The following is a 26,025-nucleotide window of genomic DNA, read 5'->3' as shown; positions in this document are numbered from 1 at the left end:
ACACTCACTTTTAGATAACAAAGCTTAAAACTTGACCAGTATCTAGCTTATTTTTGCTGTTTTGGCCGTGTCACTTATATGCTGTTAATGGAGACGGTGTGCAATTATATATATCAACAACAGCCCTAACAGTTGCCGTTTTAACCTCTCTTTTAGCTCTTTATAGTGTTATTAAGGCTAGACGCTCGCAAGTTAAGCTTATGCAAAGTGAAGAGCAACTGCGTTTATCTCTTTGGGGTAGCGGTGATGAATTATGGGACTGGAGAATTGACCAAGCACAACTATATCGCTCAAGCTCATGGAAGGTTCCGGTTGAAGAAAGCACTAATGCCGCCGACTTTCCTCCTAACAAGCAACAAATTCACCCTAATGATCTGTCTCGGGTACAAACTTTACTACAACAGCACCTAGCAGGAGAAACTGAGTACTTCGAAGCAACATATCGTATTAAAAGCAGCAACAATAACTGGACTTGGGTACTAGATCGCGGCAAAGCGGTAACTTTTGATGCTGAGGGTAATGCGACTCGAGTCACCGGCACCCTAAGAAATATTCAGCATTTAATACAAGCCGAAGAGCAAATGCAATTATTAGTTCGGTGTTTAGAAACAATTTCTGATGCTGTAATGGTTTGCGATCACAACTTTACTATCTTAGATGTTAATCCTGCTTTTAAAAAGATCACGGGGCTATCCCAAAAAAGAGTCATAAATAAACAATTTCAATTAAGCTTACATTCTAGTGATTTTATGGCGGACATCCGCACCAAGTTAAGCCAAAACGATCATTGGAGCGGAGAGATCCGTGAGCAACGGCCTAATGGTGAGATCTATTATGCCAAACTCACTTTCGATGCAGTTAAAGATGAACAACAACAGACCAGCCAATTTGTAGCTGTATTATCTGATATTACTGAACGTAAAAGACGTGAAGTAGAGCTTAACAACTTAGTTAATAAAGATACCTTAACCGGCTTACCTAATCGCAGTGTGTTTATACAGCAATTATCAGCCATTGTGACCAGAGACACTGAGTATGCAATATTAGCCTTTGATTTAGATAACTTTAAAAAAATAAATGACTCTTTAGGTCATGAGTTAGGTGATAACTTATTATGCAAAATTACCGCCCGCTTAAGTCAAATAGCTCCCTATAAAGACGCTTTATATCGATTAGGCGGCGATGAATTTGCCATTTTAATTCAACAACCCAAAAGCACTGCATCTGTAGAGTCGATAGCAAAAGATTTATTAGTTTTAATTAACCAGCCATTTTTTGTTAATAAGCATGAGTTAGCTATTAGCTGTAGCATAGGTATCGTCACTTATCCTAAACATGGCAAGGATGCTCAAGTATTATTACGTAATGCTGATACTGCTATGTACAACGCAAAAAGCCAAGGTGCCAACCGCTATTTATTCTTTAATGACTCAATGAATCAATTAGCAGTTAAACGCTTACAAATTGAAAACCTAATCCGGCATGGCTTAAAAGAAGATTACTTTTGTGTTTATTATCAACCTAAACTGAATATTACTACTGGCGAGTTAGCAGGTATGGAAGCTTTGGCTCGTTTTAACACGCCTAAAGGTGGCTTAATTAGCCCTGCTAACTTTATCCCAATCGCAGAAGAAACTGGCCAAATTGTTGAGATTGGTGAAGTCATACTACGTAAAGCCTGCCAAGACGTAAAAAGCTGGATAGATCAAGGTTTATTTAGTGGTAAAGTTGCTGTTAACTTATCCTCGCGCCAATTCTCTTTACCTTATTTATGTGAGCAAATTGACCAGATCTTAGCAGAAACTGGACTTGCTTCGTTTCATCTTGAGCTAGAGATTACCGAAGGAACTGTTATGCAATCTCCTACTCTAGCTATTGAAACTATGAAAAAGCTCCGAGCTCGTGGTATGCATTTAGCTATGGATGATTTTGGTACCGGATATTCTTCATTAGCTTATTTAAAGCAGTTCCCACTTAATACCTTAAAAATAGATAAAGTTTTTATCGATGATTTGAATACAGCTCGTGGCCGTAATATGGTAGACACTATTGTTACTATTGCTCATAACCTTAATTTAACTGTTGTTGCAGAAGGTGTTGAGCAAGCAGAGCAAGTAGAACAGCTACATAAATTACGCTGTGAGATTATTCAAGGTTATTATTATAGTAAGCCAATTAGTGGCAATGAGTTTAAACTGTTACTACAAGATATAAAGCAAGAGCGGCTAGCATTAGCCATGAGCAACAGTTCATCTAAGTCTTGAGGTTTGTCCTATCTAAAAAAACAGCGCCATTTAGGCGCTGTTCATGTTAATCCAGATCGGTTTCTACATAAGAAAAATCATCACTGCCATCAGCAAGTTTCTTTTTGCCAAATACAGTATGAAACTTGCGCTTTTCAGCTAAACGATTTTTGTACTTCAGCCAGGTTTTTTCATATATGGTCGTAGCTGGCTCTTCGCCTTTGCAAACAGCTATAAACCTCTGCTCTTCATCATTTGCTGGCGCTCTTGTTCCTTGCTCCAGCTCGAACATTGCTAAGCCATGCTTCTCGAGCACATTACCCTCATTTAGTGTAAAACGCCCAGACCGAGTAAACCCTTTAGGGAAATTACGGTCATCGAAAAAGCGACGGTGACTGACAAAACTTTGTTGCATCACTTTTTTCCTCTAATGTTGTTAGAACTTAGTTCTAACCAGTTGAAACTGTGCGGAGTATGGTTAACAATAAACTTATCGTAAAACAAAAACTTTTTATCGACACCATAAATAATTCAAAGAGGCAATTTTGGACACAGAGCTACTCAAAACCTTTATAGAAGTTCAGCGCACTCGCCACTTTGGTCAAGCTGCAGAAAACTTATATTTAACCCAGTCTGCAGTCAGTTTTAGGATCCGCCAATTAGAGCAATATTTAGGCGTAATGCTATTTAGCCGCCATCGTAACAATATACAATTAACCGTAGCAGGTGAACGCTTATTACCTCATGCAGAATCTATGTTAAGCGCTTTGCAGCGGGCTAAGCAAGATGTGGCTATTAGTGCAGAATTAACCCAGCCCTTCTCTATAGCTGGTACAGCGAATATTTGGGATGCATTTTTGCTACACAGCTTCGTTCGCAGTCAGCACTTGCTGCCTAATATGTGTTGGCGGGCAGATTTATTAAGCCGTGAACAAATAGTACGGCAAGTACAAGAGAGAAGCTTAGATTTGGCTGTATTGTTTGACGCACCTAAAGCAGATGATATGCAAATTGAAAAGTTAGGTGATATTAGTTTAGTTGCTGTCAGTAGTTCTAGTTCAGCAAGTTTAACCAATTGGCAGCAAGATTATATTAGTATTAGTTGGGGTAGCAGCTTTAATAGCCAGTTTAATCGTCTTTTCCCTGAGAAGCCAAGCGCCAAGCATCAAGTCGGCAATGCCAAAATAGCGTTAGAAATGATGCTCTATAGTGGTGGTAGTGCTTATTTACCTAAAGCAATGATACAGCAGCAACTCAACCAGCAGCGTTTATATTTAGTCCCAGAAGTCCCAACCATTACCAAGGGAATATATGCAGCATTTTTAGCCAGCACTGCTAATTTAAAACAGATAGAGGTGATAACGAGTCAACTAGCCCAGACTTTATTACTTAAAGACTAAGCTTTATAACAGGCAGACAAATCACCTCTTACTCGTAAGATATTCAGACGCTTATGACTATTAAATAAAGGTATCAATAACGGTCCTAAGCAGATAGCAGCTAAAGCCCAGCGAAAAGCAGCCATACCACTACGCATAGCTGCAATATAGATTCCTACTGCAGTACACAGCCAAATAACAGGTAATAATAACACTTAACTACTCCACTTATTAACTAGGTAAAGTATACACCACCACTAGCATCAGTACTGTTACATTTTTGTTGGTTCTATTTTATTTTTTAATTAAAAAAGGCATGTTTTACAACATGCCTTTTTGCTTAAGCTTTATTAACTATTGATAAAATTTTTCTTGCTGCTCAGCCATTTTTAACAGTAGCGGTGCTGGCGTAAAGCGAGCGCCAAAGCGGCTTTCTAAGCTGCGCAACTGAGCAATTAAGGTTGTCACACCTATACTATCGATATAACGGAATGGGCCACCTAAGAATGGCGGGAAACCAATACCAAATATCGCACCAATATCACCATCTCTTGCACTACTAATAACGCCTTCGTCTAAGCAGCGAACCGCTTCATTTAACATTTGCACCACACAGCGACTGCTTATATCTTCTTGGCTTAAGCGTGATACTGGCGTAACAGCAAGTAAATTATAAACCGTGCTATCTACTTGCTTTTTCGCTTTCTTATTTTTGCCATTATATAAATAAAAGCCTTTGTCATTCTTTTTACCTTTGCGATCATCCGCTAACAGCTTGTCAAAGGCCGCAGGAGCAACAAAACGCTCACCTAAAGCGTCACTTAAAATAGGTGAGATCTTAGCCCCTACATCAATGCCTACTTCATCTAATAACGCAATAGGGCCAACCGGGAAACCAAATTTAACTAAAGATGTATCAATGCTTTCTATTGATTCGCCTTCAAGTAAAATATTGGCCGCTTCATTCATATATAAAGCTAAAATACGGTTCACATAAAAACCCGCACCATCTTTAACAACTATAGGTGTTTTGCCTTGTTTTTTAGCAAAAGCAACGGTAGTTGCAATAGTTTCAGGCGATGTTTTGTCATGGGCTATTACCTCAACCAGTGGCATTTTATCAACCGGAGAGAAGTAATGTAGGCCAATAACATTTTCAGGGCGTTTAGCGTTCTCTGCTATCTGACTTATAGGTAAAGAACTTGTATTGCTGGCAAAAATAGTCTTGTCATGAGTATGCTCTTCAATCTCAGCAACCATTTTCTGCTTTAAGCTTAAATCTTCAAATACCGCTTCAACTACAACATCAACATCATGAAAACCGGTATAATCGGTTGTACCGCTAATTAGCATCATCTGCTTTTGCAGGTCGGCTTGGCTAATAAAACGACGATCACGCTTTTTCTTTAGTAGTGAATAACTGTACTGTAAAGCGTTGGCTATGCCTTGCGGGTTGATATCTTTTAATCTAACAGGAATACCCGCTTTGGTTGCCGTTACATTAGCAATGCCCCCACCCATTAAACCGCCGCCTAAAACGCCTGCTTTATGAATTTGTTGCGGCTTAATATCACCGGCACCGGTTTCTTTTTTCATTTCAGTTGTTGCAAAGAAAATACTACGTAAAGCAGCAGATTCTTTAGTCATACATAACTGGCCAAAAGCTTCGGCTTCTGCGGCTAAACCAGCCAGACGGCCTTGCTCTATCCCAGTTTGAATAACCTCTAAAATTTTAATAGGCGCAGGATAATTACCCTGTGTTTTACTTAGCGTTTGTTTACGTGCTTGGTTAAATACAATATTGCGACCAACGCTAGTTTGCTCTAAAAACTTATCCATTAATCCCAGTTTACGATCAGCACGCTGTGGCTTACCTTTTAAAGCCAGCTTCACTGCAGCTTCTAGTAAAATAGACTCAGGAACCACATCATCAACTAAGCCATATTTCTTAGCTTGGGCAGCACGAAGTTGCTTTCCGGTTAACATCATATCTAAAGCTTTTTGCAAACCAACCAGCTTAGGTAAACGCTGAGTGCCGCCACTGCCGGGTAATAAACCTAATTGCACTTCAGGTAAGCCAAGTACCGTTTTAGGGTTAGTTGTTGCCACACGAGCATGACAGGCCATAGCAAGCTCTAAACCGCCGCCTAAACAAGGGCCATTAATCGCCGCAACTAAAGGAATACTGAGCTGTTCAAGTTGATTAAACATATCTTGGCCCATAGTTGCAATGGTTTGTGCTTCTGTGGCTGTTTCGCAGTTATCTAACATTGAAATATCAGCACCTGCGATAAATGAGCTAGGCTTACCACTAATAAATACTAAACCTTTTAATTGCTTATTGGCTTTAATCTCTGATAATAAAGCGGTAATTTCATCTGCGAATGAGGCTTTTAACACGTTCATAGATTCGCCAACGATGTCCATGGTAATTACACCTATTTGGTCATCACGAACCGCTAAACTAAAACTATTGCTTGATGTCATTATTCTGTCTCCACTATCATAGCCGCTCCAAGTCCACCTGCAGCACAAGCTGTTGTTAAGCCTACACCACCACCGCGACGATTTAATTCATTTAATGTTTGCACAATTAAGCGGGTACCTGTGGCAGCAAACGGATGGCCATAAGCTAAAGAGCCGCCATTAACATTAAACTTATCCATATCTATTTCACCAATGGCTTCACTGCGGCCGAGTTTTTCAGCGGCAAATTTCTTACTAGCAAACATTTTTACGTTAGCTAAGGTTTGCGCAGCAAAAGCTTCATGCATTTCAATTAAGGTTAAGTCGGCTAAGGTCATACCTGCGCGATCTAAAGCTAGCGGTGTCGCATAAGATGGGCTCATTAACATATCTTGTTTAACGTCAATCGCAGCAAAAGCATAACTACGAATATAGCCTAATGGCTTATAACCTAAGGCTTTAGCTCTACTTTCTGTCATCATTAATACGGCTGAAGCCCCATCTGTTAATGGAGTACTATTTGCCGCAGTAACAGTGCCATGCGCACGATCAAAGGCTGGCTTTAATTTAGCGTAAGACTCTAATTTAGAGTCTTGACGAATATTATTATCCATCTCCAAGAAGCGCGAATACGGCTCTGGATAAGCGGCCATCACCTCTTGTTGCATAACACCACTTTGCCACGCCGCCGTTGCTAAAGTGTGTGAGCGATGCGCTAAAGCATCTTGCTCTTGACGACTAATATTATGGCTTTTCGCCATTTGCTCGGCAGTATCGCCCATAGATAAACCGGTACTGTATTCGGCAACGGCTGGCGGTACAGGTAATAAATCTTTTAATTTTAAGCGACGAAAGATAGCGATACGCTGACTCAAGGTACGAGCCTTGTTTAAATCAACAAGGGCACGCGCTAAGGCTTTACTGACACCAATAGGTAACACTGAGCTAGAATCTGCGCCACCGGCAATAGCAATTTCTGATGTGCCTGCCATCATGTTTTCTAATACATTTGCTACTGATTGAAAGCTAGTTGCACAAGCACGGCTAACACTAAACGCATCAGTATGTATGCTCATATTGGTGCCCAATACAATTTCCCGAGCAATGTTAGGTGCTTCAGGCATTTGCACTACTTGGCCATAGACAACCTGTTCAATTAATTTAGGGTCAATTTCAGTACGAATAAGTAACTCATTAACCACCATTTTGCCTAAATCTAACGCTGAAACCCCATGAAACTCAGTCGCTTGTTTAGCAAAGGGTGTGCGTAAACCTGCAACAATAGCTATTCTATCACCACCGCGAGTTGTTAATTGTATTGGCTTCTTCATCGTGTTCCTCAATCTAAATTAACAGGTCTGACCTGTATTCTATTATCGATTGTAACCACAGTTGCTGAAAATTAAAACACTTGTTTTAATACAAATTGAACCTTATATAAGATATAACGTCATAGCCTAGCTTGAAATTTCTTGTTTTGGGTAAAAAGTAATCATTAAATCTTAATAAGACTCTACATTAGGGTAAGCGCATTATGGTAAACGCATTTTCCGGTTTAAAAACCTATCTTGACAGTCAAGTACTAGGGCAGCCTGAACTCACAGAAGGCATTTTATTAGCACTTTTAGCCAATGGACACCTTCTGGTAGAAGGCCCTCCTGGCCTTGCAAAAACTCGAGCCGTAAATGCACTAGCTGATGGTGTTGAGGGCGAATTTCATCGCATTCAATTTACGCCCGACTTACTACCAGCAGATTTAACCGGAACTGATATTTATCGCCCTGAGACCGGACAATTTGAATTTCAGTCTGGCCCTCTTTTTCATCATATAATCTTAGCAGATGAAATTAACCGTGCACCAGCAAAGGTACAATCGGCATTATTAGAAGCTATGGCCGAGAAACAAGTAACTGTAGGTCGCAATACCTACCCGTTACCTGAATTGTTTTTGGTGATGGCAACCCAAAACCCATTAGAGCAAGAAGGAACTTATCCCTTACCTGAAGCCCAACTTGACCGTTTTTTATTGCATTTAAAAGTAGATTACCCTGATGCTGCAACCGAGTTAGCCATTTTGCAATTAACTCGCAATGAAGCTTTATCTAGCGAAGGCGCAGCGGTAACCAGCATAAGCCAAGCCGATATTTTTGCCGCTCGCAAAGAAATATTAAAGTTACATATGGCCGATGGCCTAGAGCAATATATAGTCCAGCTAATTATGGCAACTCGTAAACCTAGTACCTATAGCGATAAGTTAGCCAGTTGGATTGCTTATGGTGCTAGTCCTCGTGCCACTATTGCTATTGAGCGCTGTGCTCGAGCTAAAGCTTGGCTTAGTGACAGAGATTATGTCACACCCGATGATATCCAAGCTGTATTTCATAATGCATTACGCCATCGAATTATATTAACCTATACCGCTGAAGCCGAAGGTATTACAACTGATGATGTTTTAGCTGAAATTTTACGTTTGGTACCTTCAGCCTAATGTTAGCTTCAGAATTCTCTGCCCAACACTGGCTTAGCCAAACCCAAGCCAGTGGTAGCACTTTAGGTTTACCAGAGCTGTTATGGTATCAGCGTTACACTAAAGTGCTAGATTTAAGCCCGAAAATGGCCATTCAAAGTAAGTTGGCTGGCACCTACTTGGCTAAAAGTAAAGGCCGAGGTATGGAGTTTGACGAGGTGCGTCATTATCAAAACGGGGATGATGTTCGCACTATCGACTGGCGGGTAACTGCTCGCACAGGCAAGGTGCATACTAAGCTGTTTCGTGAAGAAAAAGAACGACCAGTTTTTATTTTTACTGATCTAAGCAGCAATATGCACTTTGGCTCAACTTTATTATTTAAGTCAGTTCAAGCGGCCCATTTAGCAGCACTTATTGCTTGGCATGTTAAAAAGCGAGGCGATAAACTTGGCGGCATAGTATTTAGCCAACAGCAGCAACGAGAATTAAAACCACAAAGCCGTAGCCTTGGTGTTTTGCGCTATTTTCATGCCTTAACTGAAATCCACAATACGCACAATAATAAGGCTAATCATGTTGCTAATAGCAGCGGCCAAAATAGCATTACATTTACTACTGCGCTGGCTCAATTACGCCGTTTAGTTCATCCTGGCAGCTTAGTCTATATATTGTCTGATTTTAGTCAGTTTAATACTGATGCGTTACGCCACATTAGGGCAATACGACAGCACAATGAAGTGACTTGCTGTGCTATTAATGATCCACTAGAGCTTAGTATCCCCGCTTCAAGCTCTGGCTTAGCTGCTGTTAGCGATGGCCTACACAGTGGCATTGTAGAGCTAAGCAATAAGCAGTTACAGCAACGTTATGAGCTACAGCAACAAACTAACCAACAACAATTACAGCAACAATTATTATTAGCTGGCTGTAAGTGGCTAAACATAACCGCAGCAGAACCTATTTTAAGCCAATTAGAGACTCGTTGGCATGGCTGATCTTAATACAGTAAATAATATGCTTAATACTGAGATGATGAATACTAACCCAGCATTAGCTTCTTTAGCCGATATTGTAGAGCCTGAATTTACAGTCTACTTTGGCTTAGCACCTATCTATTGGCTGTTATTAATATGCACTATAGCTGCATTAGCTTTTACAATTTGGAAACTAATACAGCGCCATCGCTACTGGTTAGCTAAACGACAAGCCATAGCGCAACTTGACAAGTTACAACAGCAACCTGATACAGCTAATCAAATCAATCTATTACTAAAACGTGTGCTGCAGCATTATCAACCTAAACATCCAGCGCTATCGGCTAACACTGAGCAATGGCAACTTTGGTTAGCCAAGCACCTATCCTTGCCGCTGCCTAATTTAAATATACTACTTTATAGCCCAGCACACTCAGAAGCTGAACTTAACCAATTTTATGTTTTTGCCAAACAGTGGTTAAACCAATACCAAGCACAAGATGACTATGAGTTGCCAGTTCCTGCTGTAATGAGTCCATTAGCTGTAATGGTTAATGAAAAGGAGCAACATCATGCTTGATTTTGCTTACCCTTGGTTGGCATTGTTAATTATTGTACCGTTATTTTTGCGGCCAAAAAATAAAAAAAACAATACGAGCACTTTATATTTACCCCCATTGGCTAAGTTAGCCGATGCAAACACAACCGAATCTAGTCGTTGGTTTAGTGCAAATTCCATCTTAATGTTTGTTATATGGCTTGCCCTTGTTATCGCTTGTATGCAGCCACGTTGGTTAGGTGACACTCAAACAATACCACAACAAGGTCGTGACTTAATGTTAGCGCTCGACTTATCCGGTTCAATGGAAATAGCCGATATGGTTACCCAAGGCAGAAATATAAACCGACTAGAAGCCGTAAAGTCTGTTGTGAAAGACTTTATACAACAGCGTCAGGGCGACAGAATTGGTTTAATATTATTTGCTGATGCCGCTTATCAACAAACACCACTAACCTTTGATTTAATTACAGTAGAAAAAATGCTCGATGACAGTGTGCTGGGCTTAGTCGGTACCCGCACAGCTATTGGTGAGGCCATAGGCTTAGCCGTAAAGCGTTTAAACACTTATGAAAGTTCCAATAAAGTATTAATTTTATTAAGTGATGGTGCTAATACTGCTGGCAACATTCAGCCTTTAGAAGCCCTTACTTTAGCTAAAGCTGCTGGGGTTAAAATTCATACCGTTGGGGTTGGCGCAGAGAGAATGATCCAACAAGGATTGTTTGGCCAACGTGTAGTTAATCCATCGCATGATTTAGACGAAGTACTATTGACGCGATTAGCTGAAGAAACCGGCGGCCGTTACTTTCGTGCTCGTGATTTAAGCGAACTGCAAGAAATTTATAAATTATTAGATCAATTAGAGCCAATTACCCGAGATAGCCTAACCTACAGACCACAAAAAAGCTTATTGCATTGGCCGCTGACGTTAGCGCTACTCTGCTCTTTTTTATTAGCTATACGGCAAATTAATTGGTGGAGAATAATGCAACATGTTCGCTGAGTTTCATTTTTTGCGGCCAATCTGGCTGCTCGCTATTATTCCGGTCATATTATTGGCGCTGTTACTTTATGCTTACCGTCGCGATCAAAGTCCGTGGCATAGCTTAATTGCACCTCATTTACAGCCGCTGTTACTTAATAGTCAACAAGCTTTAAAAAAACAGCCTTGGCTATTTCCCAGCCTAATATTATGCTGGTGTATTAGTGTGCTGGCTTTAGCTGGCCCTAGCTGGCAAAAATTACCTCAGCCGGCTTTTGGCTTAAAAAAAGCCACGGTTTTAGTATTAGACATGTCAATGTCGATGCGCGCAACCGATATGGCACCCGATAGATTAACTCAACAGCGTTTTCTGGCTTTAGACTTTACTAAACAGCTTAAAGAAGGTGAATTGGGCTTATTAAGTTTTGCTGGTGATGCTTTTATAATTGCGCCGTTAACACCCGATCATAATAATATCAGCTTACTTATTCCTGATTTGCAGCCAGAGATAATGCCGGTACAAGGTTCAAATTTATATGCCGCCTTACAACAAGCTGATAAATTATTAACCCAAGCCGGCTATCCTCGCGGCGATGTAGTGGTATTTACCGATGGTTTTGACGATAACAGCTACAACGACATCCAAAAGCTACTTAATTCTTGGCCACATCGACTATCAATACTGGGTTTTGGTTCAACCGAAGGGGCCCCTGTGCAACTGGCAAATGGCGAGCTATTAAAAAATGTTCAAGGGGCGGTAATTTTACCTAAAGTACCGCAACAGCAATTAGCTAGCCTAGCCAAGCGACATGGTGGTATTTATGCCAATGCCAGTATTGATGGCCAAGGCATAAAACAGATTTTAGCTCAAACACCACTAAGCGCATTAGACTCAGCCGAGCAACTACAACAAATACAAGGCGATCAATGGCAAGATGCGGCTATTTATTTAGTATGGTTATTAATCCCCCTATTACTATGGCAGCGTCGTTATGGCTCTTTATTAACCTTGGTTATATTTATATTGCCTGCACCTGCAGCACAGGCCATAGAATGGCGCGACTTATGGCAAACTCAGCAACAGCAAGCTAGACAAGATTACCAAAATGGTGACTTTGCTGCAGCTAAAGGAAAATTTACCGACCCATTATGGCAAGGTAATGCAGCTTATCGGGCTGGTGATTATCAAACTGCAGAGCAGGCTTTTAATCAAGCCGCAACCCTAACTAACACTGCAGAGGCTTGGCATAACTTAGGCAACAGTTTAGCTCAGCAGGAACGTTATGCCGATGCAGCTAAAGCTTATGAGCAAGCCTTAGCTATAAACCCTGAACTGACTGCAGCGGCAGATAATGCAAAGTTAATGCAGCAATTGCTTGAACAACAGCAGCAAGAGCAGCAATCTAATAATCAAAGCTCGCAGTCAGATCAAGATAAGCAACAACAGTCTGGTCAGCAAGACCAAGAGCAGCAGCAAAACTCAGAGCAAGATCCCGCTGAAAATGCGGAAGATAACTCAGCACAAAGTCAACAACAATCAGAAGGCTCTAACGCTGAACAAGATCCAAACAATAATAAAGCCCAGTCTGAAGCAAACAATGCCCAGCAAGCCAACGAAAAAGAGCAACAAGCTAGGCAGCAAGATACAAATAAAGACAAGGCCAACGAAGAGCAAATGCAACAGCAAGCTGCAATATCTGAAGCTTGGCCAGATGCCACACCAGAGCAGCAGCAACAATTAAATAATTTATTGCGTAAAGTTCAAGATGACCCCGCGTTGTTATTGCGTAATAAAATGTATCTTGAATATCAGAAACGCCAACATCAACGCTTACCTAAAGGAGTCGTTCAACAATGGTAATCCGCACCTTATTGCTTTTGGCTTTGTTGTTTTCTGCTTCAGTGCCAGCAGCCAGCCAGCTAAGTGCAGCAGTTGATAAAAATCCAGCTTTATTAAATGAGCCTATTACTTTAGAAATCAGCTTAGACGCCAAAGTCGATGCTGCTGCTATAGATTTTAATGTTTTAAAATCAGACTTTACGGTAATGATGCCTTCTGTTAGCCAAAGCATCCGTAATATTAATGGCAATACTAGCCAAAGTACCTTATGGAAAGTGGTTTTAGTCGCTAAAGCAGCCGGCGATTATACTATTCCCAGCTTTAGTTACCAGAACCTAACCACTGAGCCAATTAACCTGACTATTCTTGCTGCAGACAGCCAGGAAAACTCATCAAACACCGAGAATAAAGAGTTGTTTTTACAAAGCGAAATTGAGCAGAGTCAACTTTATGTTCAGCAGTTAAGCTACTATACACTTACCATTTACTCTAAAGAAGAGTTCCAAAACGCATCTTTAACAGAGCCAACTTTAGAAGGAGCTATCATCCAAAAAGTTGGCCAAGATGTTGAAGGAACAGAGTTAATTAATGGCATTCGCTACCGTACTTTTAGCCGTCGTTATGCCATCACACCGCAGCAAAGTGGTCATTTTAGTATTGCCCCCCCTGTTTTTAGCGGCGAAATGATAGATCGAGCGAGTAGACAATATGGTTACTACTCTCGTACCAAAAGAGTATTAGAACAAGCTCAAACTATTGCCATAGAGGTGCAGCCTATTCCTGATAGCTTTCCTTCCCAAACAGCTAACTGGTTAGTTGCAGGCTTAGTTACTCTGACTGAAGAGTGGTCGCCTAATGTAACAGAACTAACTGTTGGTGAACCTATAACTAGAACTATCACCTTATCTGCTGTAGATGTGGCTGAAAATCAGCTACCTGAATTAACACTAAGTTTCCCTAATTCTTTACGTTTATATCAAGAGCAACCGCAAGCTAAAAGTGCTGAGCGCAATGGCCATATTATTGCCCAAAAAGTTTTTACTACTGCTGTTATAGCCACAGAGTCAGGTAAAGTTAGCCTACCAGAAGTCTCTTTACCTTGGTGGAATAGTAAGACTAATCAATTAGAAAGCGCTGTATTGCCTGCAAAAACCTTTATTGTCAGCCCTGCGGCAAATAGCCAAAGCACTAATTCTATACCAGCCGCTAGCCAAGATAATATTGCTAGCACAACTCTGCCTATAACATCGACTAAGCAATCTGCTGGAGTTAATAACTGGGCTTGGACATATAGCACTAGTGTTATTTTGCTTATTTGGGTAGTTACGCTATTGCTGTTTTATATTATGTGGCAATACCGAGCACCTACTACTTCTGCACAACCTAAAATAACTGTTGCCAAATTTAATAGCCATGCCTTAAAGACGGCCTGTCAAAACAATGAACCAGAAGTCGCTAAGAAAGAGTTATTACGCTGGGGCTATCGTTATTTCAATCAACAGTTTACATCATTAAGCCAATTAACAGAGCAACTAACCTCGGCAGCATTAATTGCAGAAATAAATCAACTTAATGCCGCTTTATATGCTAATAATGTAAGCACGTGGCAAGGTCAAGGCTTATGGCAGCAATGGCAGCTATTTAAGCCTAATATGACTAAAATAGCTAAGTCAGCTGACTTAGCGCCCTTATATCCAAATGATATCTAAACCATCCATAATGAGTTGAATAACCTGTTTTATCATGCCAGTTTAAAAGGAAGCACTAGTATATAAAGCAGCAACTTGTTAGCATAAAAACAGAATATATAGACCTAAAGCTATAATTAGGCCTTTGTAAATTGTTTTGATTTGCTGAAATTCATTCAGCGCAAGGAGATATGGGTTTGGAAATAGGCACCATTATATCACTAGCATTATATTTTATCGTTATGCTTGGCATAGGGCTTTATGCCTATAAAACATCGACTGATGATGTGTCTGGCTACATGTTAGGCGGCAGAAAACTAGGTCCAGCAGTTACGGCCTTATCGGCAGGCGCATCTGACATGAGTGGCTGGATGTTAATGGGTATACCTGGCGCTATGTACATTTCAGGTGTTAGTAGTGGCTGGATAGCAGTAGGTTTACTGATTGGCGCCTATTTAAACTATTTTGTTGTAGCGCCACGGCTAAGGGTTTATACCGAAATTGCTAATGACTCTATAACTATCCCCGATTTTTTTGAAAACAGATTTGAAGATAAAACGCGGATCTTACGTATTGTTTCTTCAATCGTTATTGTTGTTTTCTTCACCTTATACACCTCTTCTGGTGTTGTAGGTGGCGGCAAGCTATTCGAGAGCTCCTTTAACTTAAGTTATGAGCTAGGCTTATATGTTACTGCCGGTGTCGTTGTTGCTTATACCTTATTTGGTGGCTTTTTAGCGGTAAGCATGACCGACTTTGTGCAAGGCTGTATTATGTTTATCTCATTGGTATTAGTGCCGGTTGTTGCTATTGATCACTTAGGTGGTTTTAGCTCTGCAATGACTCAAATTAGTGCTATAAATCCTGAGTTTTTAAATCCTATCTTTGATGTTAAGGAAGGCAAAATATTAACAATATTAGGTATTGTTTCAGCTCTATCTTGGGGGTTTGGTTACTTTGGTCAACCACATATTATTGTCCGATTTATGGCAATTCGCTCAATTAAAGATATAAAAGCTGCACGCCGTATTGGTATGAGCTGGATGCTCATTACACTGATTGGTGCTATGGTAACCGGTTTAGTGGGTATTGCCTATGTCGCAAAAACACAAATGACATTGTCTGATCCAGAAACGATCTTTATTGTCTTTTCACAGTTTTTATTTCATCCGTTAATTTCAGGCTTTTTATTAGCGGCAATTTTAGCTGCTATTATGAGTACCATTTCTTCTCAGTTACTCGTTACCTCAAGCTCACTAACTGAAGATTTTTATAAAGTATTTATCCACCGCGATGCTAGTCAAAAAGAACTAGTACTTGTTGGTCGCCTTTCGGTGCTAGTGGTTGCATTAGTCGCTATAGCCTTAGCCTATGATAGAGAAAGCTCTATATTAACCTTAGTGAGCAATGCCTGGGCTGGTTTTGGTGCTGCTTTTGGCCCCTTAGTGATTCTAAGCTTGTTTTGGAAGCGTATGACCTTTGCTGGCGCTCTAGCCGGTATGGTGAGTGGTGCGGTGACAGTTCTATTTTGGATTTATGCCCCAGTATTAGAAAACGGTGCTAAATTAAGTAGTCTTGTCTATGAAATTTTACCGGGTGTCATTATTAGTACCTTAACTATTATCATTGTTAGTAAGTTAACAAAGACACCAGCACCTTCTGTACTTCAGGTATTTGATAAAATGCAACATGAAGTTAAACAGGCATAAATAATCAAATACAGTTAGGTAGAATTTATAACTACCTAACTGTATGCTTTTTGGTTATATTTGCTTTAGCTATATCATTTAGAGAATAAATTTCTATGTATTTTTATGCTGCACGTCAACCCATATTGACTAGGGATAAAGAGCTTTACGCTTATGAATTATTATTTCGTGACGGTGTTGTGAATGCATTTCCTAACATTGACGGTAATGAAGCAACATCTCGCATGATCGAAGGCAGTCAATTTAGTTTTGGTTTAGATGATTTTCTAGGCGATAAACTTGGATTTATTAATTTTACATTACCAACCCTACTTAAAAAGTTCCCAAGTATGTTGCCAAAAGAGCAAGTAGTGATAGAGATACTTGAAACAGTTCAACCTAGCAAAGTTTTATTAGCAGAATGCGTAGAATTAAAAAACAATGGTTATATTATCGCACTAGATGATTACGTCCATAAATCTGTATGGCGTCATTTTTATCCCTATATAGATATTATTAAAATTGACTTTCGCACCTCAAGCATTGAACAAATGAATGAGGTAAAGCAAGCGATAAGTGATTATCCTCATATTAAGTTATTAGCAGAAAAGGTAGAAACCATTGAGGAGTATAATACTGCGATGGAAATGGGCTTTACCTACTTCCAAGGTTACTTCTTTGCTAAACCTGAAATGCTAAAAGCTAAGGCTCTATCACCAGCGCAAACCACCCTAGTTGAACTTTTATATGAAACTTCTCGGCCTGAAATAGATCTACGCAAAATAACCCAAGTTTTTGAACGAGATGTTAACTTATCTTATAAGCTATTACGCTATAGTAATTCGGCAATATTTAAGCGCAGAGCGGAAGTAGAAACCATTAAACATGCTTTAGTTGTGCTTGGCCAAGCAGAATTAAAAAAGTTCCTTTCACTCTTGTTTGCTTCACAAATTAATAGCGACAAACCGGCTGAACTTATGCGGATGTCAATGACACGTGCTCGTTTTTGTGAAGAACTAGCTGCCATTCAAGGTAGAACTGACACCTCTAAAGCATTTTTAACCGGGTTAATGTCACTGATGGATGCTATTTTAAATGAATCTATTGAATCAGTAATGGATAAATTGCCTTTAGCCTCTGAAATCAAGTTAGCACTAACCGAGAAAAAAGGCATATTAGCTGGCTTTATTGCTTTAATTAAAGCTTATGAAGCTGCGCACTGGAGAAACGCAAATATTATCATTGAAAAACTAGGCCTTGAGAAAGATAAAGTCCCAAATGCTTACCATACAGCAGTGCAGTGGGCTAATGAACAAATGAAAGCTCTGGCTGATTAGCCAGAGTTTTAACTTAATTGTAACTAATGTACGGGCTAATTTTAGCCGCTAATTTATTGCCTATACCTTTTACATTTGTGAGTTCATTACTATTTTTAATAGCGCCATTTTTAGCAATATAATCTAATACAGCTTGTGCTTTACTCTTACCTAATCCAGGGATAGCCTCCAGTTGCTGTAAGCTTGCCTGGTTAATGTTTAATTTTTGTATTCTCTGCTCTGCAGCATCAGCTTTATTTAAAGTGGTAGAGCTTTTAGTATTGGCAAAACTTGCTGATGCCATCAACGTAAGTAGAGTTAACGCTATTGCAACAATTAAATTTCTCATCATTATATCCTTATGATTAAGTATAAATTTAAGTATTTTTGATACTGCAAACTACTCATATTGACTTTAATAAAAGGTAAAAAACACAACCAAAACTGCAAAAATCTAAAGCCAATTTATATAAACTAGACAATATTTTAACTTTTGCAAATAATTTGCAACTTTTTGCTTTGGTTATTCAAGAGAAATATTCAGCACTAATTAATGCAGGCTTCTTTATGCTAGTCATATATAGGTTAAAGGCAGTATTTTATTAAGCATCATCTGCTTTAGCTTAGGTTGATGATTGCTGTCGAATTAATAGTTCGGTAAAGTACTATCAGTTTTATGGAGACTATAATGATTGCATTAAGAGTAATACTGCTATTGGTCGCACTGCTGCTCACGCCCCTAGTACAGGCGGCAAAGCCTACAAATAAAGTATTAATCAGCAAAGAGCAGGCTGTTACTTTAGTGCAACAGCATTATCAAGGCAAAATAATGAAACTCAGGGCCGATAAGCGTTATTATCAGGTCCGAGTATTACAAAATGACGGACATGTCATTACGGTTTTGGTTGATAACCAAACGGGTAAAGTACATAAGGATAGAAGTTAATGCGTGTATTAGTTGTGGAAGATGAAAACTTATTAGCCCAGCAAATAAAACAACAATTACAACAACAACAATTTAGTGTTGATATTGCTGCTGATGGTGAAGAAGGCTGGTTTAAATTATCAGAATATCCTTATGATCTTGCTGTTATTGATATTGGCTTACCTAAGCTAGATGGTTTAACTTTAATTCGCAAAGCTCGCCAAGAGTCATTAAAAACTCCAATCATTATTTTAACTGCTCGTGGCAGTTGGCAAGAAAAAGTAGAAGGTTTAGATGCTGGTGCTGATGATTACCTCACTAAGCCTTTTCATACAGAAGAACTACTTGCTCGTTGCAATGCATTAATTAGACGTGCAGCTGGCCAACCAGAACCAACTCTCTCTGCTGGTGCTATTGCCTTAAATAGCCGTACCCAGCAAGTATGGTTACACGAAGATGAGGTTAGTTTAACGGCTTATGAATATAAAGTACTAGAATACTTTATGCTCAATCCTAATAAAGTCATTTCTAAAACTGAACTTACCGAGCACATTTATGATCAGGATTTTGATTTAGATAGTAATGTTATTGAAGTCTTTGTGTTACGTTTGCGTAAAAAACTTGACCCTGAAGGCGACTTAAAACCTATTGAGACATTGCGTGGACGTGGCTATCGCTTTACATTAGCTGTGGCTTAATATGTCACTCTCCTTAAAGCTACGGCAACTGCTTATCAGCGTCTTACTAATGTTATTGCTACTGCCGAGCTCATTTCTGGCTATAGATCAAGCCTTCTATACTCAGCTTTTAACTAATGCAGAGCAAAAGTTAGAAGTTAACATGTATGCTATTTTATCTGAAATAAATATTATCGATGGTAAAATAGAAGTATCAGGAAGCGCATTAGCCCCAGACTTTTACCGCCCTGACTCTGGATTAAGTGCCTATATTACAGATGAAAATCAGTTAGTATGGCAATCCGACTCCTCTTTAAGCCAACACTTTAGCCCGCCTAACTTTGCCCTGCCGCCTGGAGAACATTTGTTTGCTGGTGTTGAGCAAAACAATGAAGAGTATTGGGTATTATCTATCGCTTTATTATTTGATTCTGAAGACACTACAGTCCCTTTGACAGTACATGTGGTGCAATCTGATAAGCGCCTTAGTGCCCCTCATATCAGTTTTAGAAGCACCTTGGCCCGTTGGTTTATTGGCATAGCTATAATACTATCATTACTAATGTTGCTAGCTTATTACTGGACAACTAAACCCTTATCACGCTTAGATAATGAAATTCGCCGGGTAGAAAATGGTAGCCAAGAGCAGTTAAACGGGCGTTACCCAGCAGAGCTTGCTGTTATTAAAGAAGACTTAAACCTGTTATTGGCTAATCAAAATAGACAAAAACAACGCTATAGACATCACCTTAGTGATCTTGCCCATGCTCTTAAAACCCCAGTCGCTGTTTTACAAACGTCAGAATTAAGCCAACAACCTGAATTAAAAGAACAGCTAGATAGAATAACGGGCATGATTGAGCATCAACTAAAACGTGCTAGTAGTTCAGGACAAGATATATGGAAAAAACAAATTTTAATTAAGCCTTTACTCACCAAGCTTGTTTCAGCACTAGAGAAAATATATAGAGATAAAGATTTAATTATTAATATCGAATGTAATGACAACAATGTTTTCAAAGGTGATGAAACCGATTTAATGGAAATTTTAGGTAATTTACTCGACAATGCCAGTAAAGCCTGTAAAAGCCTAGTATCAATTAGCATTAGTCAGCACCCATTAACCTTAACAGTTGAAGATGATGGCCCCGGCATTCCAGCTGATAAACATCATCAGTTATTTCAACGAGGTTCACGCTTAGATACCTATAGCGAAGGACATGGTGTAGGCTTAGCAATCGTTGCCGAACTTGTTGAGTCTTACTCGGGTCAATTAGCCTTAGATAATAGCCCTTATGGTGGTGCACGCTTTAAAATCGTATTCCCAGATTAATTTAAATAATAGCTTATACTCAATTATATAATATCGCTTTTTTTTAATAAGGGTTCGCAAGAAATGCAGCTAAATAATAGTGCAATAATAAAAATTAAAAATCTTCGCCTTCGCACCTATATTGGCATTAATGAAGACGAAATTAAAAATAAACAAGATATTATTATTAATGCCAAGATCCATTACTGTGCTCAAGATGCGGCCCAAACGGACGACATGGCAAAGGCTTTAAATTACCGTACTATCACAAAAAAAATTATTACTTTAGTGGAGCAAAATCGGTTTTCATTGCTAGAGAAATTAACCGCCGATGTGCTCAGTATTGCCGCAGAGCATGCTAGCGTGAGTTACGCAGAAGTGGAAGTAGATAAGCCTTTTGCTTTACGATTTGCTGATTCAGTGTCTTTAACCCTATCGATAGCAAAATAAGCTCTATACTGTTATTAGCTTAACCAATATAGATTTAGCAATGAAAATATTAATTACAGGTGCTACCGGCTTAATCGGCTCAGCATTAATCAAGTTCTGGCAAGAACAACATCAGCTTATTGCTTTAACTCGTAGTGCAGTCAATGCTGAGCAGCTTGTTAGCCAAGGTATAGCCGCTGTAACCGAGTTAAGCCAAGTTGATTTTAACCAGCTAGATGCTGTTATTAACCTAGCCGGTGAACCTATTCTTGGCAAACGCTGGTCTGCGAAGCACAAACAGCTATTATGTCAAAGTCGTTGGCAATTAACCGAGCAACTTTACCAGGCTATCTCAACCGCCAACACTCCACCTGGTATATTTATTAGCGGCTCAGCTATTGGTTATTATGGCGCCCAAAATCAGCAAATAATAACTGAAGATTACTCTCACCCTTTCGCTGACTTTAGTCATACCCTTTGCCAACGTTGGGAAGAAATAGCCCTACAGGCTTCTTCTGCAACAACTAGGGTGTGCTTATTGCGTACTGGCATAGTATTAGCCAAACAAGGCGGTGCTTTAAAGCGAATGTTATTGCCATTTAAATTGGGCTTAGGTGGTAAAATAGGATCAGGTCAACAATATATGTCATGGATCCATATAGAAGATATGGTGGGTTTAATCGACTTTTTATTATTGCACCCCACATTACAAGGCGCTTTTAATGCAACTGCTCCCTACCCTGTAACTAACTCAGAATTTACTCAGCAATTAGCCACTACCTTACGGCGTCCAGCTATTTTGCCACTGCCTAGTCCAGTATTGCGCTTGATTATGGGCGAAATGGCTGATTTGGTTTTAAACAGCCAACGTGTTGTTCCTGCTAGGCTAACTGCGGCAAGTTTTCAGTTTGCTTATCCACAGTTAGATGACGCTTTAACTGCTATCTTAGCCCGTTAGCACTTTACGTACTAAGAGGCCACTTGGGATTTGTAACAAGCGTTTAAGTTGCCACCAGCCTAATACTGTTACCATTATTACGCCAATTGTTGGCCCCAACCACCATAGCTGCCAATGTGGTTGAAAGGCTAAGTTAAAGACCCGCTGTTGAATTACAAATAATAATATTTCAGCTAATACAGTAGCAAAGCTGCCGGCTAAAGCGCCTAATAATGCAAATTCTAATAAAAGCGCATTACGTAAAAAAGCATACTGAGCACCTAAAGTACGTAAAATTGCCAACTCTTGCTCACGTTGCTCGAGCGTTGCCTGTACTTGAGCGATTAACACTAGCCCAGCGGCAAGCGCAATAATAATTAAAATAAAGCTTAAAGCTAAACTAACTTGGCTAATAATTGCATTAACTTGTTTAATAATTGCATCAACACTTATGACCGTTACTGTTGGCATTAATCGCGCTAACTTATTTAGCAATAATTGCTTGTCTGGGGCTAAATAAAATGCAGTAATAGCCGTGGATGGAAAGTCAGCCAGTACATCAGGACTTAAAATCATATAAAAGTTAGGCTGTAAGCTATTCCAGTCTACACTGCGGATGCTACTAACAACCGCACTAACTTGCTGACCACCGATAGAAAAGCTTAATTTATCATTTAATTTTAATCCTAACCGCTCGGCTAACTGGGCTTCTATTGATACTTCAGCTTTGCTGGCTTCAGTAAACCAAAGCCCCTCTACCAACTCATTATTAGTTGGTAATTCAGTTAACCAAGTTAAATTAAGCTCACGGCCCACACCTACTCGTTGTTCACCCGTCTCTTCTTTACTGGCAGCTTCTGTCACAACCTGGCCATTAATAGTGGTTAAACGGCCACGTACTACTGGATAAAAAGCATCTAAGGTTAAATTATGCTCTGCTGCAAACGCTGTTAACTGTTGTTGTTGTGACTTAGTCACATTAACTAAAAAGTGATTTGGCGCCCCGTCAGGAATTTGCTTTTGCCATTGCTCCATTAGCTCAGTGCGCAAGAAATACAATAGTAAAAATAAGAAGATCGCTAAACTAAATGTAATTAGCTGAAAGCTATTTGCCCATAATCTACGCCGCAAATTAGCTAAAGCAAGACGACTCGCACTACTCTGTCCTGCAGCCATAGGCTTGGCTAAACGAACAATAGCCGCTGCACAAAGTAATAAAATGATGGAAAATAATAAACAAAGTATAAATAACCCTAGACTAAGTAATAATTCACCACTAAATAACCACATTAATAAAAATACGGCTAAGCCACCGGTAACAAACTGCAAAATATCAATTTTAAACTCAAGGCCAGATGGTCGCTTTAATACCACCATAGCTGCAGTATTGGACAACAACCATAAAGGTCGACCAGCAAACAAAGTGGCACAAATAATACAGGTTATCGCTCCTAACACTATAGGCCTAAAGTTTAATTCAGCTATAAAATCAGCAAAATACTGCTGAATTCCCCATTGAGCTACAGCTATTGCAACTTGCCCCACTACTAAGCCAATAACTAAACTAAAAACCGTCACTAATGCTAAATGACTACCATAGATCAACCTTACCTGCTGTGTGCTAGCCCCTAAGGCTTTAATTACCGCCACAGCTTGAATATGCCTTTGGCCATAACGATTTGCTGCTACAGCGGATGCGCAGGCCGCTAGCACTATACCTAACAAACCGGCTAGTAATAAAAAGCGCTCAGCACGGTTTAAAGCGCTACCAATGGCTGATTCACTATCAAGATCCTGCCATTTATGATGTACCGATAAATTTGTATTCAGTGCAGCTTCAAATCGCGCTAAATCATTACTGGCGCCTGAGAACAAATAGCGATAGCTGATGCGGCTACCCGGCTGCACAATCTCTGTGGCCGGAATGTCCGCAATATTCATTAATAACCTAGGTGCTGCCGTAAATACACTTAAAGGCGCATCAGGCTCACTTTTAATTATGCCAGCGACAGTAAACTTAGCTGCTCCTAGTTCTATTTGCGCGCCTGGTTTAATACTTAATAATTCAAATAAACGCGGCTCTAACCATACTTGCTGTAAAGGTCGCTTATGCTCAAAGCCATCACCTACATTTAGGCTGCGGTTAAGTAATAAAGCGCCACGCAATGGGTAGGCATCACTAACAGCTTTAACCGTGACTAATTGCATTTTGTCACCAGCAAACACCATAGAGTCAAACTGCATTTGTTTGGCTGTAGTTAAATTATGCTCGGTTGCTTTAACAATAATGTCGTCAGAAAAAGGAATGCTGGAGCCTAAAACTTTATCGGCGGCTATGAATTGTGCACTTCGCTGTTGTAGCGCTGTTTCTACACCTTGTGTTATACCACTTAAACTTACAACTGAGGCCACAGCTAAAAATAATGAAAAAGCAATAACCCAAAGCTCACCTTGCTTGAGCTCTCGCCAAAATAATCGCCAAGCAATACTAGCCCACATCTTGCTGCCTCTCTTGACTTTGGCTAATCCGACCGGCTTGCATTTGATATTGGCGCTGACAACGTGTTGCAATAGCAGGATCGTGCGTAACTAAAACTAAGGTTGTGCCATGTTTTGCATTTAGCTCAAATAATAATGCTTCAATTTTACTGCCGGTAACGGCGTCTAAGTTTGCTGAAGGTTCATCGGCAAACAATACAGCAGGTTGAGTAATAAAAGCTCGGGCAATAGCAACCCGCTGTTGCTCCCCACCCGATAATTGTGCAGGATAAAAGTTAGCTCGTTCCGATAAACCAACTTGTTGCAATAAAGCTAAACCGCGTTGTTTGGCTTTTTTATCTCCTGCTAATTCAGCAGGTAACGTAATATTTTCCAGTGCCGTTAAACTAGGTAGTAATAAAAAGGATTGAAACACAAAGCCTACACTGCTTGCTCTTAGCGCTGCTCGGGCATCATCAGACATCTTATGTAAAGGTTGGCCAGCTAAATACACTTCGCCTGTGGTCGCGCTATCTAGCCCTGCTAACAAGCTTAATAAGGTTGACTTGCCAGATCCTGACGCCCCCACTATTGCAATAGTCTCGCCTTCATTGATCGTTAAGCTAATATCATGCAGGATAGTTAAGTTACCACTAGTAGTGGTTACTGTTTTAGTTAAATTAACCGCTTTTATTTGTTCATCAGGTGATAATGTCATGCGCATAATATTTATTATTTTCCTTTGTATTTTTAGCCAGACCCTTTTTGCTAAAAAGTTACTTATTTTAGGTGATAGCCTTAGTGCTGCCTATGGTATGAATTACGAGCAAGGCTGGCCACACCTATTACAGCAAGACACTCAGTGGCAGCTAATTAACGCTAGCATTAGTGGTGAAACCACTGCAGGTGCTGCTGCACGCCTACCCGCTTTATTGCAACAACACCAACCAGATGCTGTGTTAATTGAACTTGGCGGCAATGATGGTTTGCGCGGCTTTCCATTAGCGCCGATTAAAGAAAACTTAAACTCAATCATCAACCTAGTTCAGCAGCATAAAGCGCAACCAATCTTAATGCAAATGCGAATTCCACCTAATTATGGACCTCGCTACGGTAAGAGTTTTGCGAAAATTTATCCTGAACTGGCCCAACAGCATAATATTGTATTGTGGCCATTTTTTATGGAGCAGATTGCGACAGATAAGAGTTTGATGCTTGCAGACGGCATACATCCTAACGCTGAGGCACAGCCAAAGATTAAGGATATTATGTTAAAGCTAATTGATGAACTTTGAATAGTTAACCATAACTAAATGGTTTATCTTGATTTTGACACCAGATGGCGTCCCCTAGGGGATTCGAACCCCTGTCGCCGCCGTGAAAGGGCGGTGTCCTAGGCCTCTAGACGAAGGGGACTTGGTAACAGTAGTATTGCACAGATTATAATTCTTTAGAACAACTGGCGTCCCCTAGGGGATTCGAACCCCTGTCGCCGCCGTGAAAGGGCGGTGTCCTAGGCCTCTAGACGAAGGGGACGCATTTTGTTCATTATTGCTTAAAGTGCTCAGATTTTTTGGCGTCCCCTAGGGGATTCGAACCCCTGTCGCCGCCGTGAAAGGGCGGTGTCCTAGGCCTCTAGACGAAGGGGACGCACTGTAA

23 protein-coding genes and 3 tRNA genes are annotated in these 26,025 nt (G+C 40.0%); 16 read left to right on the top strand and 10 right to left on the bottom strand.

What is annotated here, in order from left to right:
* Positions 1-98 precede the first annotated feature (98 nt).
* Entirely contained in the window at positions 99-2,264 is a 2,166-nt protein-coding gene (locus RDV63_RS07120; RefSeq protein ID WP_313908806.1) for a putative bifunctional diguanylate cyclase/phosphodiesterase, read from the top strand.
* 46 nt (positions 2,265-2,310) lie between these two features.
* On the opposite strand, the gene maoP is transcribed toward RDV63_RS07120, so the two are convergent.
* Complete coding sequence (gene maoP / locus RDV63_RS07115; protein WP_313908805.1) at positions 2,311-2,658, bottom strand: DUF413 domain-containing protein; 348 nt, start codon at positions 2,656-2,658, stop codon at positions 2,311-2,313.
* Positions 2,659-2,788: 130 nt separating this feature from the next.
* On the opposite strand from maoP, the gene RDV63_RS07110 reads away from it, so the two are divergent.
* Positions 2,789-3,643, top strand: a complete 855-nt coding sequence (locus tag RDV63_RS07110; protein ID WP_313908804.1) for a LysR family transcriptional regulator — start codon at positions 2,789-2,791, stop codon at positions 3,641-3,643.
* On the opposite strand, the gene RDV63_RS07105 is transcribed toward RDV63_RS07110, so the two are convergent.
* From RDV63_RS07105 to fadI, 3 genes are all read right to left on the bottom strand, one after another.
* Entirely contained in the window at positions 3,640-3,837 is a 198-nt protein-coding gene (locus tag RDV63_RS07105) for a hypothetical protein (protein ID WP_313908803.1), read from the bottom strand. The genes RDV63_RS07110 and RDV63_RS07105 overlap by 4 nt on opposite strands.
* 139 nt (positions 3,838-3,976) lie before the next feature.
* Positions 3,977-6,109, bottom strand: a complete 2,133-nt coding sequence (gene fadJ / locus RDV63_RS07100) for a fatty acid oxidation complex subunit alpha FadJ (protein WP_313908802.1) — start codon at positions 6,107-6,109, stop codon at positions 3,977-3,979.
* Positions 6,109-7,419, bottom strand: coding sequence for an acetyl-CoA C-acyltransferase FadI (gene fadI / locus RDV63_RS07095; protein ID WP_313908801.1), 1,311 nt, complete (start codon positions 7,417-7,419; stop codon positions 6,109-6,111). Before fadI ends, fadJ begins: the two co-directional genes overlap by 1 nt.
* 203 nt (positions 7,420-7,622) lie before the next feature.
* Here fadI and RDV63_RS07090 point away from each other — a divergent pair, with 203 nt between their 5' ends.
* The 8 genes from RDV63_RS07090 (at position 7,623) to RDV63_RS07055 (ending at position 17,629) form a co-directional block, all read left to right on the top strand.
* Positions 7,623-8,576, top strand: coding sequence for a MoxR family ATPase (locus RDV63_RS07090; protein WP_313908800.1), 954 nt, complete (start codon positions 7,623-7,625; stop codon positions 8,574-8,576).
* A complete protein-coding gene (locus tag RDV63_RS07085; protein WP_313908799.1) occupies positions 8,576-9,553 on the top strand; it encodes a DUF58 domain-containing protein in 978 nt (325 codons plus the stop codon). The genes RDV63_RS07090 and RDV63_RS07085 overlap by 1 nt, the downstream gene beginning before the upstream one ends.
* Complete coding sequence (locus RDV63_RS07080; protein WP_313908798.1) at positions 9,546-10,112, top strand: DUF4381 domain-containing protein; 567 nt, start codon at positions 9,546-9,548, stop codon at positions 10,110-10,112. The genes RDV63_RS07085 and RDV63_RS07080 overlap by 8 nt, the downstream gene beginning before the upstream one ends.
* Positions 10,105-11,097, top strand: a complete 993-nt coding sequence (locus tag RDV63_RS07075; RefSeq protein WP_313908797.1) for a VWA domain-containing protein — start codon at positions 10,105-10,107, stop codon at positions 11,095-11,097. Before RDV63_RS07080 ends, RDV63_RS07075 begins: the two co-directional genes overlap by 8 nt.
* The gene (locus RDV63_RS07070; protein WP_313908796.1) at positions 11,087-12,937 is read left to right on the top strand and encodes a VWA domain-containing protein; all 1,851 of its coding nucleotides are present in this window, start codon (positions 11,087-11,089) and stop codon (positions 12,935-12,937) included. Before RDV63_RS07075 ends, RDV63_RS07070 begins: the two co-directional genes overlap by 11 nt.
* The gene (locus RDV63_RS07065; RefSeq protein WP_313908795.1) at positions 12,931-14,625 is read left to right on the top strand and encodes a BatD family protein; all 1,695 of its coding nucleotides are present in this window, start codon (positions 12,931-12,933) and stop codon (positions 14,623-14,625) included. Before RDV63_RS07070 ends, RDV63_RS07065 begins: the two co-directional genes overlap by 7 nt.
* A 170-nt stretch (positions 14,626-14,795) precedes the next feature.
* On the top strand, positions 14,796-16,313 hold the full coding sequence (gene putP, locus RDV63_RS07060) for a sodium/proline symporter PutP (RefSeq protein WP_313908794.1): 1,518 nt from the start codon (positions 14,796-14,798) through the stop codon (positions 16,311-16,313).
* Between the two features lie 95 nt (positions 16,314-16,408).
* The gene (locus RDV63_RS07055; RefSeq protein WP_313908793.1) at positions 16,409-17,629 is read left to right on the top strand and encodes an EAL and HDOD domain-containing protein; all 1,221 of its coding nucleotides are present in this window, start codon (positions 16,409-16,411) and stop codon (positions 17,627-17,629) included.
* Positions 17,630-17,642: 13 nt separating this feature from the next.
* On the opposite strand, the gene RDV63_RS07050 is transcribed toward RDV63_RS07055, so the two are convergent.
* Entirely contained in the window at positions 17,643-17,957 is a 315-nt protein-coding gene (locus tag RDV63_RS07050) for a ComEA family DNA-binding protein (RefSeq protein WP_313908792.1), read from the bottom strand.
* A 339-nt stretch (positions 17,958-18,296) separates the two neighbouring features.
* Between RDV63_RS07050 and RDV63_RS07045 the strand changes: the two genes are divergently transcribed.
* The 5 genes from RDV63_RS07045 to RDV63_RS07025 all read left to right on the top strand — a co-directional run bounded on the left by RDV63_RS07045 (position 18,297) and on the right by RDV63_RS07025 (position 21,909).
* Positions 18,297-18,554, top strand: coding sequence for a PepSY domain-containing protein (locus RDV63_RS07045; protein ID WP_313908791.1), 258 nt, complete (start codon positions 18,297-18,299; stop codon positions 18,552-18,554).
* A complete protein-coding gene (locus tag RDV63_RS07040; RefSeq protein ID WP_313908790.1) occupies positions 18,554-19,231 on the top strand; it encodes a response regulator transcription factor in 678 nt (225 codons plus the stop codon). The genes RDV63_RS07045 and RDV63_RS07040 overlap by 1 nt, the downstream gene beginning before the upstream one ends.
* Position 19,232: 1 nt before the next feature.
* On the top strand, positions 19,233-20,543 hold the full coding sequence (locus RDV63_RS07035; RefSeq protein WP_313908789.1) for an ATP-binding protein: 1,311 nt from the start codon (positions 19,233-19,235) through the stop codon (positions 20,541-20,543).
* 63 nt (positions 20,544-20,606) lie between these two features.
* Complete coding sequence (gene folX / locus RDV63_RS07030) at positions 20,607-20,972, top strand: dihydroneopterin triphosphate 2'-epimerase (RefSeq protein ID WP_313908788.1); 366 nt, start codon at positions 20,607-20,609, stop codon at positions 20,970-20,972.
* 40 nt (positions 20,973-21,012) lie between these two features.
* Complete coding sequence (locus tag RDV63_RS07025) at positions 21,013-21,909, top strand: TIGR01777 family oxidoreductase (RefSeq protein ID WP_313908787.1); 897 nt, start codon at positions 21,013-21,015, stop codon at positions 21,907-21,909.
* On the opposite strand, the gene RDV63_RS07020 is transcribed toward RDV63_RS07025, so the two are convergent.
* Positions 21,898-24,387 (bottom strand): ABC transporter permease, encoded by a 2,490-nt coding sequence (locus tag RDV63_RS07020; protein WP_313908786.1) that lies wholly within the window; start codon positions 24,385-24,387, stop codon positions 21,898-21,900. The two genes, RDV63_RS07025 and RDV63_RS07020, sit on opposite strands and share 12 nt — an antisense overlap.
* Positions 24,377-25,084 carry an ABC transporter ATP-binding protein gene (locus tag RDV63_RS07015; RefSeq protein WP_313910396.1) on the bottom strand — a complete coding sequence of 236 codons (708 nt, stop codon included), beginning with the start codon at positions 25,082-25,084 and terminating at the stop codon, positions 24,377-24,379. The genes RDV63_RS07020 and RDV63_RS07015 overlap by 11 nt, the downstream gene beginning before the upstream one ends.
* Between RDV63_RS07015 and RDV63_RS07010 the strand changes: the two genes are divergently transcribed.
* Positions 25,083-25,661 carry an arylesterase gene (locus RDV63_RS07010; protein ID WP_313908785.1) on the top strand — a complete coding sequence of 193 codons (579 nt, stop codon included), beginning with the start codon at positions 25,083-25,085 and terminating at the stop codon, positions 25,659-25,661. The genes RDV63_RS07015 and RDV63_RS07010 overlap by 2 nt on opposite strands.
* A gap of 45 nt (positions 25,662-25,706) precedes the next feature.
* On the opposite strand, the gene RDV63_RS07005 is transcribed toward RDV63_RS07010, so the two are convergent.
* The 3 genes from RDV63_RS07005 to RDV63_RS06995 all read right to left on the bottom strand — a co-directional run bounded on the left by RDV63_RS07005 (position 25,707) and on the right by RDV63_RS06995 (position 26,016).
* A tRNA-Glu gene (locus RDV63_RS07005) sits at positions 25,707-25,782 on the bottom strand.
* 44 nt (positions 25,783-25,826) lie between these two features.
* A tRNA-Glu gene (locus tag RDV63_RS07000) sits at positions 25,827-25,902 on the bottom strand.
* A gap of 38 nt (positions 25,903-25,940) precedes the next feature.
* A tRNA-Glu gene (locus tag RDV63_RS06995) sits at positions 25,941-26,016 on the bottom strand.
* Between the last annotated feature and the right edge of the window lie 9 nt (positions 26,017-26,025).

Origin of the sequence: Rheinheimera sp. MMS21-TC3, assembly GCF_032229285.1 — a bacterium.
In the GTDB taxonomy this organism is placed as follows: domain Bacteria; phylum Pseudomonadota; class Gammaproteobacteria; order Enterobacterales; family Alteromonadaceae; genus Alishewanella.
The sequence above is the reverse complement of the archived record's forward strand: the minus strand, read 5'-3'. Positions and strand labels throughout refer to the sequence as shown.